Origin of the sequence: uncultured Anaerobiospirillum sp., from assembly GCF_902485895.1 — a bacterium.
Classification (GTDB): domain Bacteria; phylum Pseudomonadota; class Gammaproteobacteria; order Enterobacterales; family Succinivibrionaceae; genus Anaerobiospirillum; species Anaerobiospirillum succiniciproducens.
Map to the genome: position 1 here is coordinate 1 of NZ_CABTML010000089.1, position 11,462 is coordinate 11,462.

Here is an 11,462-nt window from a genome sequence, read left to right on the forward strand (position 1 = left end):
ACACAGTGAGTTTATCTATAACGCCATAGTTGATATGAGAACAGCCTTTAAAGAGTCTAGAGTCAGCGAAAATTAAGTTTTAAAAAAATTAAAATCAGCATGAAACAAGAAATTATTGATTTAGCTCCCCAATGTCAGCTGTAGCTATTCTTCGTGAAGATAAAAGCATAAAGACGCCAACCTTTTCTAGCTTAGCCTGAATATCATCTACGCTTAGCTCATCCTCATCTGCAGTCTTTGCGATTTGTTTTCTCTCTGACCATCTTCTGTCATCGTCAATACCCAAGTAGGCATACACGGTTTTACCGGAGGGTAGTGTAGCTTGGATTCGTTTTAAGTAAACAATGCGACAGTTATATAGGAGCATATTAGCCTTCTGCTCTAAAGACGCTAAATGCTCTTTAATAATCTGCTTGTATAGTGTCCAGTTTTTCTTGAGTCTTGATAAGAAGGATATTTTGTTCTCTAGCAAAACATCAATGCTATCAAGTGTTAGATATCCTGCATCCAGAATTGCGAACTTAGTATCCACTTTCATAGCTTTAAGCTCAGCTATAGCGGTTAGTAAGGTAGAAATGTCGACTATGTTGCCTGAAACATATCTCATGTATATAGGTAGACCAGTGCCGCTCTGCATGACATAGATCAATCGTACTTCATTGTTGATCTCACCATTGTGGCTACTAATCGCTGTTACGGGAAGACGGCTACTATTAGGCAAACCAGTGCTGTCAATCAGAATAGCTCCATTTGATGCTTCTTTTGTCGATTGCTTAATGAATGCAATATATGAGGATAAAAAGTGTCTATACACATTCTCATCGCCTAATGCTTCAAGCATATCGCTAATCTGTTGCGACTGCATAAGGGCTTTTGGGTAAAGTATCTTTGTATAGCTTCCCTCGTACCAGTCTTCTGCATGGGCATTACTAGCTCTTTCAAGCAGATAGTAGCTAAGTAATGAATTAAAGCTGTCAGGGTTACCATATCCTACAGAGTCGATTACTGACCTTAGATTCTTCCTCTCTATGTACTTCTGGAAAAAATTGACGTTACCGAAATCTACAATGAGTATCTCTCGTGCGTTTTTTCTTACGGCCTTTATATCAAAGTCCTCTGGTGGAGGCATTCGTTTACCAGTTGCTATATCGTACTGATATACACCATGCTCACGAGATTTAAATATCATCCTCTGTTTATCTAATACTCTGCCTAATGTAATGCTCTTATGGTGTGACACAGTCGCGCCATTACGTACAGACAATCTTAGGCGGGCATATTCTGCCCCATTAAGTATGTTGTATTCAATGTACATGTTGTAGCCTCAATTATTTAGGGCTACATTTTATAAAAAAATGGAGTATCTAACAACTCCATTTTAAAGTTTTATGATATATAAGCCGTTTATCTTAAAGACTAACAGGTATCAAATAATCGTAGCCCCAAAATCAACTCGGGAAATCAAGATCACTTCTCTTGCAAATAGAATCCCCATACACCGTTTGAAAACTCCCCTGCTGCAAATTGGTAGATCTGTCCATCAATCTCGACCTGCCATATCATGAAGATATGCTCGCGCTGATAGATTGGGTCTTTAACTTCGACTTTATTGCCAGTTGCTAGCCATCTGTAGTCAAAGATGTTCACCCCGAACAATTTGCATTGGCCCTCTTGGCCAGCAATCTCATATTTGCAAGCCATGTGATAGCCCATAAATCTGCTTGCGATCATCCGGTCAAGACTCAGCAGAGCGTTGCTATACATCTATCGCCAATATAGCCCATCGCTAATAAAGCTCTTGCTAATACGCCTCATGAAACAACGACAGACAAACAAGAATCCATGCTATTAACTAATCGTGGCCAAGCTAAGCTAGACCAAGAACAGTCCTCATGGTGTTTTCATTATAACAAGCTGTCTTGATCATTTTTGACAGAATCATCAAGTCGTCGATGTATTGGGAATATACGCAGAACACATCTTCATCTGAATCAAAATGAAACAGATTCACACCGCTGTTGTTGCTCTCAAAATCCAAGATCACGCCACGAGCAAGCCGTTCCCAATCTTCACTACTGCCAGTCAATCCTAACTTGCTAAATTCTTCTGCGCAAAAATCATCATTAATTTTCAAAAGCAGTGAGATCGCATAAGGATAGTGGGGGCTCAAAAAGAATGGCGCAATCTGCTCTGGCTTTACCCAAATATTAAAAGGCGGCCTAGGATCAACAATCCATGGCAATACCTCCCACTCATCATCAGGACGATTACCGTATTGATGCAAGTCTTTCATAGCGATTGTGACAACTTCCTATCTAGTGGATGAAGAGGATTAATTGCAAGTATCACAGCTTCCCATCATGTTGATTAAGTGGCTTAATTGCCAGTATCACAGCTTCCCATCAAGTGCCTTAACGGTTTTCATGGCTACAGAATCAAACTTGCACTGCCTTAACTCTCGCTCGATCAGAGCATGAATATCTGAAAAGCACTCAATCTCGTCTTGATACTCATATTTTGCATACAACTTTCCATGCTGAGAAATCCAGACTTCTGCAGGATAGTAATAGCCGATATGACCGATAGGCTGACATGCTTCATTAGCAAACTGCTCGATCTCGCTTAGTTCACAGCCAGACATATCCCGAAAATAGGCATCCTCTAAATGATCTTTGATGCCGTTGATCAAGTAAGGGAATAATGCAAATTGAAAATCAGCCGCCCATTTTAGTTTTGTCTGCGCCAAGTACCACTCACAGCATAGGCCAAAATACTTTTGGTAAAACCGTTCGGTAGACTTCATCATTATGACGCCATGCTCAGAGTAGTACTGTTGAGCAATAGATATGTCTACTTTGCGCCCTTCGTACCATCCTGCATATTCCAATAACTTCTCGACCTTGCTTGAAAGATCGCCATTAAGTGGGATACGTTCTTTGATCATGAGCTTTCCTCCATCACCACAAATGGTCGAGCTTGGCATATACCTTATTAGGTTTCCTGTCTGTAAAGCAGGTCAATGAGTCAGTAGGCTCTTTAAGCAGCATCACATTCAAAATGTTCAGTTTGTAATACCACTGTCCTGTATCCACGTCGCTAAAGCGCCCATTACAGACAGCTTGCCCGAAATCCCCATAAGATAAATCCAATGCCAACTCTTTGAGCGGCTGAATCTGTCCACACTTATCGTAAATATGTCGCTCAGGCATCGCACCAATATGCCAATCATATCGGTATTGTACTAGGATTCTATGATCCTGCTGAATTAGTTCAAAAGGAGCAAGACGCATTGTTCCATTAGACTTCCACTCCATCAGCTTATGGCAGTTATTAATAACCTTAAACTCATCGGGGCTCTGTAAGATATAGACAAAATGTGCAGGTAGACCAACATAATCATAAGATAATAAGTCTTTTGGCAATTGCATTGCTTTGGGATACTGACTACGCTGTTGCGCAGCATTCCCTCCTCGACAGTCTTTACTCCATTCAAGACAAATATGCTGAACCAAAAGTGTTGGCACATGTTCTAACTGATGCTGATTTCGTCTCATAACCACTACCCATTCTTTGATAGCACCTTAAGAGGGCTTTAAGGACGCAATGGATTTAACTATCTGTTTTAAACTCATACGACGCCGCAATGATGTTGAAGACTTCATCATAAGTAAACAGTCGATAGTGCCGATAGATTCCTTTATTCAAGTCATCACTTAACAGCAAAGATTTAAGCAAGTGACTCTCCTCGATCACATCAAAGGAGCTGACATACTGAAATTTGCCGCCAAGATAGTTAGTATATGTTTCCAATTCACAGCAAAAATAGGCCACTACCTGTCGAAAGGTGAGTGTGTATGTAAACCATTCTTGTACATCTTGGTGCACGGATATGAGATGACCATTAATGCCACCTTTAAAGGTCAGATTGTTTGCATCATCTTGTTTCACTTCGTCTAGATAAATGCAGTCTCTTCCTTTCAAAATACCTAAACAGGTATTAACAGCAAGCGCTTTTTCCATAGCCAACTATTACTAGCTCCTATCTCTCAATGCATGAAAAGCACCTTTCCAATTGCAAAAGCATTATCGAGTTAATACCAAAGATAAATACCATGCCCGATATAAATGCCTCGACTCCCTTTCATCAAAGCTCAATACTATAGTTCCAACTATGGCACCTACCACAATTATGCCAATATTAGGCTCAATTAAAGTGTCTTTTTCAGCTTCAAAAAAAGCCTTACCCTTGTGGGATAAGGCTTTGCTTAGAATTTAGTAACTAAACTCAGACATCAAGCTCGAGTACAGTGGTACTACTTGAGCTCTCATGCGAAAGTACATTGGTACTTTCTATGGAGTGCTTATGCGCTAGACGAACAAGCAAGCAAGCGACATTTGGTGCTTATGCGCTAGTCGAGCAAGCAAGATTGGTTGCATTGCTCTAGTCGAGTAAGGAGTCGCTCAGTACTGGGAAGCGCATGAAAGATGATGGCGAGCAATCGTCCTTCTCGATGTGGAAGCCTGTGGCAAAACGCTCACGCTTCCACTGATTGCGACGGAAGAGCGCAAAGAAGCGGTTTACAAAGCGTGTGATGTCAGCATCAGTTAAGTTAAGGTCAGTGGTTACTGCCTTGTACTTCTCGTCCTTACCTGCAATGAGCTCATCGATAATCTGAGCAGGCATGAGGCGCTTGAGGGCAAAGAGCTGACGAATAGTATCTAACAGTGGATATGGCATCAGGTCTTTTTCATCAGTCTGCTCGCCACCTGGACGTAACTCAGCAGTTGGAGCCTGAGCGACGATAAAGGACATGGCAGGCACCTTAAAGCGCTGATCAAAGCCATCAAGAGCAATACCTTGAGCGGTGATATAGCGATTGATTTTAAGGATATTGCTCTTACCAATACCGGCAATTGGAGAAACACCACCAGCTGTGTCACCATCCATAGTGCAATAACCTACGGCAGCCTCTGAGAGGTTAGAGGTGGCCATGAGTAAAAAGCCCTTGTGGTTGGCAAGGAGCCAAATACTAGGCAAACGAGAACGTGCCTGAATATTTTGCAAGGCTAAATCATCACTCTCCCAAGACAGCTCATAGCCAAGCGCACCTTGAACCGTCTCAATATAATTCTTAACACTTGATGAGATCGACCACTTTTTAAAGGTCGCGCCTAAGCACTCACTCATTTGACGAGCTGCAGTTTCAGTTACAGAGCCTGAGTAGTCAGAGCCTTGATAAGCACAGTACAGAACTTGCGGCATAATGTGCTTTTTAACTGCATCAATTACCTGATCCATAATGATGGAATTAGTAGCTGACAGATATGGGCCTAAGCCTGCGTAGGAGACTACCTCCTCAGTAAAGGCATCGTAATCAAACTTAACGCCTAAGTTCTTAAGCTCGCTTACATATTTCTCGACGCCTAAGTGTTTGATGGCATAGACCTGAGAGAGCGCAAAGCAAGTGGCACATAAAGCCGAGTCTGCACCGCCGGACATGGACAGAGCATAGCCTTTAGAGTAAGTCTTTCTCATCCAGTCCCAAAGACCGATAGCCACTGCCTTGAGCATCTCATCGTACTGCTCTAAAGCTGGCTCTGATCCAGTCTTGATATCGGTGATCTCATATGGTCTAAAGGAGAAAAGGACAGAGCGAGAGACTACTTCATTGTCCTTAATCATCAAGCACTGACCATCGTAGAGCTTACCACCGGCCTCACAGCCTAAGTTATTCACTCTAATTAATGGTAAATCTAAGATGGCGCTTAAAGTTAAAGCTTGCTGCTCATGCTTTTGCGGAGCATCGACCTCATATGTGTACAGCTCTGGAGCAACAATGTATGCAAACTCATCTTTGTGGGAGTTTACGTACTCTTGCATCATCTCTGAGGCAAAGAAGTTGACATCACCAAAAGCAATTAAGATTTTCTTATTGCCAATAGTAGCTACATAACCATGAGTAAGGCTAAAGCCTGGGAACTCATAGGCTTGATAGAAGTAGCGCATGGAGGTATCAATGCGTGATGACTCAGGCTGCAGCTTCGATGGTGCGCAAAACTCGATACCGTTACGAGAAACAAGTACATAAGCTGAACCAAGTGGGCCCTCAGAGCCGTGAGATGCCCCTTCATCCTCATCCTCATCAGAGCCTACCGCAATCGACTCGGCAAAGGCTTGAGGATCCTCAAAGGAATCAGGACTCATCACCGCTGGCATGCCTAAGCCCACGATAAAGTCTAAAGGTAGATCCTTAGCAAACGCCTCTACCTCAGCTTTAACCATAGAGATAAAGGCAGGGCTTAAGAACATATCGTCACACTCAGCACCGCTAACGCACAGTTCTCCACAGAACAGTGCATTTTTCCCTTGATCCACGGCCTCTTTTACTGCTTGTGCTATAGCAGCTAGATTACGCTTCACACCAAGTGCATGACAATTTAGGGCTAAGGCTGCGGCCTTATCAAAACTAAGCTCTACCATAAATCCTCGTCTTTTGCTCGACGCTATTAACACATTGCATTCAGGCACCATTAAGTGCCACTGCATCGTTCTAGTTTAATCCATTTAGCATGCTAGTGACATGCTATTGCAAAAGAGTTCTAGAGACGTTGCTACCACTTATCTTAAGGCGTCATCGCTTTTTTTAATAGTTTGCCTCAAAGTACTGCATCAAAATGGCCACTACACGGCCAAATTTGGGCAAAATACAGCCACAATAAATCGGCCGCACAATTAGATATTATTGCTTGCTTTTACTAAGAACAATGGCACAATATGACGCGTCAAACTGACTTAGAACAAGCGTTAGATTAATCTGTCATAGATGTATTTAGCTAGGCAAGTGCGTTACATTTACGCATCTGTTGTGTGCACCCGTACTATACTAGAGCACTATTGCTTGAATGCGTTTGTTGCACTTAAGCTAACTTAGTTAGCTGCTTAGCCTCATAGCTTTCTTGATTAATTTTGTTCTCATAAGCTGAGTTAATCAAATTTTCACGAACTAATGCTACCTTGAGTTGAGCATGGCTTGAAATGTAGCTGTGCATGGTGGTGTGTAGTGTTATGACCACATAGGCATTGTGACGCTGTGTTGTCTCTTGTCTAGGAGCAATTAACAGCAAGATCAAAGAGCGCCCAATGTTGGTCTCACCTAACTTATCAAGCCGAGGCTGTACATCTTATTTAGCCAATCACAAGCAATGGAGAGGAATTGTGAATCAGTATGTTATTTCCCAAGGACATTGCAGCTCGTTAGGAGCAACTATTGAAAAAGGCGGCGTTAACTTTGCCGTCTACTGCCCTGCTGCAGCTGTCATTGAGTTATTACTGTTCAAGGACGTAGAAGATACTGACCCAACAGTTATTCAGCTCTCATCTCCAATCTATCGCTCAGTTTACTACTGGCACGTCTTTGTTAAAGGCATTGGCGCTGGTCAAGTTTACGCCTGGCGAGTACGTGAGGCTGTGGGTACATACAAGCAATCCAAAGAAAATGTTGAGATTGGCAAAGTGCTTGTGGATCCTTATGGCAAGCGTATGCTCTTTCCTAAGAACTACAAGCGCTTCCAAGGCAATGATGAGGCAGAAAACCTATCTTGTGCTGCCCGCTCAGTAGTCGTTGATACCACCGAATATGACTGGGGTATTGAGTGCGCTCCAAAGCATGATTTGACCAAGACCGTGATCTACGAAATGCACGTTAAGGGCTTTACTGCTCATGAAAGCTCAGGCGTAGATGAGGACATTCGCGGTACTTATCGTGGTCTGATTGAAAAGATTCCACACTTAGTTGAGTTAGGCGTAACTGCAGTTGAGCTGCTGCCTGTTTATCAGTTTGATAAATACGACGCACTACCAGGCAAGTTTAACTACTGGGGCTATTGCCCAATGAGCTTCTTTGCCGTACATGAAGCTTACTCTTCTGATAAATCCATCATGGGTCCATTAGATGAGTTTCGTGACATGGTAAAGGCCCTGCATAGAAACGGCATCGAGGTTATCTTAGATGTGGTGTATAACCACACCTCTGAGGGCGATGCTAACGGCCCATGCTATAGCTTCAAGGGCTTTGATAAGCGTGCTTACTACATCATGAATGATCGTGGTGATTACTACAATTATTCTGGCTGCGGTAACACCTTAAACGCCAACAATCCTGTAGTACGTAAGCTCATCTTAGATTCGCTTATTTTCTGGCATGAAGAGATGCATGTTGACGGATTCCGTTTTGATCTTGCATCGATCTTGGCGCGTGACTCTAACGGTGCTCCGCTGCCAAATGCCCCTGCCTTGCTTGATATTGACCACAACGTGCGCCTTGCTGATGCCAAGATCATCGCTGAGCCTTGGGATGCTGGTGGCTTATATCAGCTTGGCAACATCGCAGGTTCCAAGTGGCGTGAGTGGAATGGTCAATTCCGCGATGATGTGCGCTCCTTTATGCGTGGTGATGCTCAGTCCATTAAGAAGTTTGTACTAAGACTTATCGGCTCACCTGATATTTACAATGAGCGTGAAATCGACCCACAAAAGAGTATTAACTTCATTACTTGCCATGACGGCTTTACCTTAAACGATTTAGTGTCTTACTCATACAAACACAATATCGATAATGGTGAGCATGGCCGCGACGGTAATGACGCTAACTACTCCGCTAACTATGGCGTTGAGGGTGATACCGATGATGCAAATCTTTTAGATCTGCGTCTGCGTCAATGTAAGAATATGATTGCGCTTACCGTGCTTTCTATGGGTACACCGATGATCCTCATGGGTGATGAAATCTTACGTACCCAAAAGGGTAACAACAACGCCTACTGCCAAGACAATGAACTGTCCTGGATGAATTGGAATTTAGATGAACGACAAGAAGAAATGCTGCAGTTTACTAAGCAGATGATTCGTCGTCGTACCATCCGCACCCGCATTGGCTCAAATCGCCGTTTACGCAATTACACCATGCTCCATGGTGCACTGCGAAACACCAAGATCCAATGGCATGGTATCAAACCATTCCAAGCAGACTGGTCTGACAATTCCCACTCCGTTGGCATCATGATCTACTGGGGTCAGTACTCAATTTATGCTTACATCTTCGTCAATGCCTATTGGGAAGACTTAACTGTAGAACTGCCTCCTCTGCCACACAACGCCAAACGTCAGTGGTCCATGTTAGTAGACACTGCAAGCAAGTATCCAGAGGACGTGGTAAATATCTTTAACATGCCACGTCACTGTGCCGGCGACCTTCTTAAGGTAAAAGCCCGCTCCTTAGTCATCATGGTAGCCCCTGCTATATAAGCGCCCGCTCCCATAAGCTCGGCCTGGCACCAAAACCATAGCTTGCCAGGCCACCATCCACTCAGCACAATCAGCAGCAGCCTTCTTGCAAAAAGCTGCCAGCTTCTCTCAAATAGCATCTAGCTTCGCGACGAGCAAAGCAATGCCCCACCACGCTTAGCCATTACGAACTGACCATAAGATCAGGCCTAACGCCAAATCCCATCTGCCATAATCTCAACTAATCTAAGCCTAAGTCTTTGTCAGTATGATTGAGCTAAGCTGATAGTAGCCCATGATCTTGAGCAAATGAACCTAAGATCACCAGTGCTTTGCAAGCACAGACCACTCAAAGAGTGCTCGTATTATTCTCTAGCACGGACTTAGTCACACATCTTGACTTGCTTAGGCCTAATAGAGCGGCTTTGATGCTATTATGAGCCAAAACATTTTTCAAACAGGTGCAACATGTCCTTTAAGCCAATTCCGCCATCAGGCAATGTTCAAGACTTGCGTAATAGCAAACCAAAAACACAAGAGCAGATTGATCAAGAAAAGCAGCAAAAGAGCGATAAAGTTCGTCGTAATCTGCGTCTTTTTGCTCTGGTATTGGCTGGATACTACTTTGCATCAGCAGGTTACTCTTGGTATCAGCAAAACCAATCCGAGTCTCAAGCTGTAGTGGCTGTCAATGAGCAAAATCCACTTAGAGATCCAGCTGCTTTCCGCGAGACTTTTAACCGTCTGATTAATCAAAAAGACACCTCATTGCCTACAGCTAATGCCAATGACACCCCTGAGGGCTTTATTGCAGTACTCTCTACCGCTGTAGAAATGAAGGGCGTAGCTCGTCCAAACTCTAAAGAGCTGAATAATATTCAAATTCAAACACGCTACCCAGATGCTTTCCCTCCAGAGAGCATTAATGCGTTCCAAACTTTTGTCCTCGCTTGTGAGCTCATGGCAAATCCATCTGCAACACAAGAAGAGGCTGACGCCATCTTAGATTCTCTTGGCATTATTCCTCGCGTTGATGCTAATGAGGCTGACAAGGTGTTTGAAAACATGTCAGTTACTAGCTCAGCATATCGCTATGAGACTTACTTTACCTCAGGCCCAATTGATGAGCTGACTTTAACTGTGACCCCACTTGCTCACGAGACGCAAACTACTAAGATAGTAGACAATAGCGCCGCAGCAAGTGAAGCTAAAGAGCAAGATATGGCTGCCGATACACAAGTATCCGACGTTCCTCCAATGCCTGAAGAGCAAGGCAACAGCAGTGACGTACCTGAGCTTTAATTAAGCTTAGGCAATGCTCATAGCGTTAAGACAGGAACTATAGGCAGCATCCATAAACCGATTTTGCAGCATCAAGCTGCTATAACCAAAGCCACTTTCTAGCAAAATAAGGAGCCGCCATGAAGCTACTCAAGGTTCTAGCCTGGGCATTCTTAACTGCAGCATTTATCTTTGCTGCCGCCCCTTCATATGCTGACGACGATGACGACGGATTCCGTGGTATCGGCGATGCTGCCGCATCCATCTTCACTGGTGACAATGGTCGCTATGACGATGACGACGACGATGATGATGATGATGATGATGATCGCCGCTGGGGCCGCGACCGCGACGATGATGATGACGACGATTAATCGCTCAAGCATTGATCTGCAATGGCAGATGCAATGACTTTCTCAAGGCTAGTTTCGGTTCATCTGAAACTAGCTTTTTACTTTGTAAGCCACCAAAAGATCATGGCAAGCAACAAACATTTATGGCTATAGCCATGCGGCTAAAGGGATTTGATTGTCAAGATTTAGTTTGTAGCGCCTATATAGCAAAAAGCCCCGCAGATGCGGGGCTAATTGATCTTATGGCAATTGACCGGGATAGAAGTTCAATTGCTATGAGATAAGATATGATGCTGCAACTATTCAGTTGCTTTCATGACAAGCAAAGACTTGCAGCATCCATAAAGGCTTGTATTTTGGCTTAGAGAGATACCTTACCCTCAAGCTTGCCAACAAACTCACCACGGCTATCGGCAACACCCTTAACAGACAGGTTGATTTGCTTTAAGAGCTGCAGCTGAGCACCGAGTTCAGCACTGAAAATACCACCATCACGACCTGAGTAGAGCTCACCAATATCGTGGTATGTACGCTCAGCAGTGAAT

General features: G+C 43.6%; 11 protein-coding genes. 3 read left to right on the forward strand and 8 right to left on the reverse strand.

Annotation, left to right across the window (positions count from 1 at the left end; translation table 11 throughout):
- Nucleotides 1-112: 112 nt before the first annotated feature.
- The 7 genes from RDO37_RS07230 to nadE form a co-directional block, all read right to left on the reverse strand.
- The gene (locus RDO37_RS07230; RefSeq protein WP_308498603.1) at nucleotides 113-1,315 is read right to left on the reverse strand and encodes a transposase; all 1,203 of its coding nucleotides are present in this window, start codon (nucleotides 1,313-1,315) and stop codon (nucleotides 113-115) included.
- A 152-nt stretch (nucleotides 1,316-1,467) separates the two neighbouring features.
- On the reverse strand, nucleotides 1,468-1,701 hold the full coding sequence (locus RDO37_RS07235; protein ID WP_308498604.1) for a hypothetical protein: 234 nt from the start codon (nucleotides 1,699-1,701) through the stop codon (nucleotides 1,468-1,470).
- A 166-nt stretch (nucleotides 1,702-1,867) separates the two neighbouring features.
- Nucleotides 1,868-2,293, reverse strand: a complete 426-nt coding sequence (locus RDO37_RS07240) for an Imm51 family immunity protein (RefSeq protein ID WP_308498605.1) — start codon at nucleotides 2,291-2,293, stop codon at nucleotides 1,868-1,870.
- Between the two features lie 96 nt (nucleotides 2,294-2,389).
- A complete protein-coding gene (locus tag RDO37_RS07245) occupies nucleotides 2,390-2,944 on the reverse strand; it encodes an SUKH-3 domain-containing protein (protein WP_308498606.1) in 555 nt (184 codons plus the stop codon).
- Nucleotides 2,945-2,957: 13 nt separating this feature from the next.
- Complete coding sequence (locus tag RDO37_RS07250) at nucleotides 2,958-3,554, reverse strand: hypothetical protein (RefSeq protein ID WP_308498607.1); 597 nt, start codon at nucleotides 3,552-3,554, stop codon at nucleotides 2,958-2,960.
- Nucleotides 3,555-3,609: 55 nt separating this feature from the next.
- Entirely contained in the window at nucleotides 3,610-4,020 is a 411-nt protein-coding gene (locus RDO37_RS07255) for a hypothetical protein (RefSeq protein ID WP_345742456.1), read from the reverse strand.
- Nucleotides 4,021-4,441: 421 nt separating this feature from the next.
- Nucleotides 4,442-6,481 (reverse strand): NAD(+) synthase, encoded by a 2,040-nt coding sequence (gene nadE, locus RDO37_RS07260; protein ID WP_308498608.1) that lies wholly within the window; start codon nucleotides 6,479-6,481, stop codon nucleotides 4,442-4,444.
- A gap of 735 nt (nucleotides 6,482-7,216) precedes the next feature.
- On the opposite strand from nadE, the gene RDO37_RS07265 reads away from it, so the two are divergent.
- The 3 genes from RDO37_RS07265 (at nucleotide 7,217) to RDO37_RS07275 (ending at nucleotide 10,938) form a co-directional block, all read left to right on the forward strand.
- Nucleotides 7,217-9,304 (forward strand): glycogen-debranching protein, encoded by a 2,088-nt coding sequence (locus RDO37_RS07265; RefSeq protein ID WP_303073891.1) that lies wholly within the window; start codon nucleotides 7,217-7,219, stop codon nucleotides 9,302-9,304.
- Between the two features lie 447 nt (nucleotides 9,305-9,751).
- Nucleotides 9,752-10,585, forward strand: coding sequence for a hypothetical protein (locus RDO37_RS07270; protein WP_308498609.1), 834 nt, complete (start codon nucleotides 9,752-9,754; stop codon nucleotides 10,583-10,585).
- A 119-nt stretch (nucleotides 10,586-10,704) separates the two neighbouring features.
- Nucleotides 10,705-10,938, forward strand: coding sequence for a hypothetical protein (locus RDO37_RS07275; protein ID WP_308498610.1), 234 nt, complete (start codon nucleotides 10,705-10,707; stop codon nucleotides 10,936-10,938).
- Between the two features lie 340 nt (nucleotides 10,939-11,278).
- Here RDO37_RS07275 and RDO37_RS07280 read toward each other — a convergent pair.
- Nucleotides 11,279-11,462 (reverse strand): hypothetical protein (locus RDO37_RS07280; RefSeq protein ID WP_308498611.1); only part of this gene is annotated, 184 nt, incomplete at its 5' end.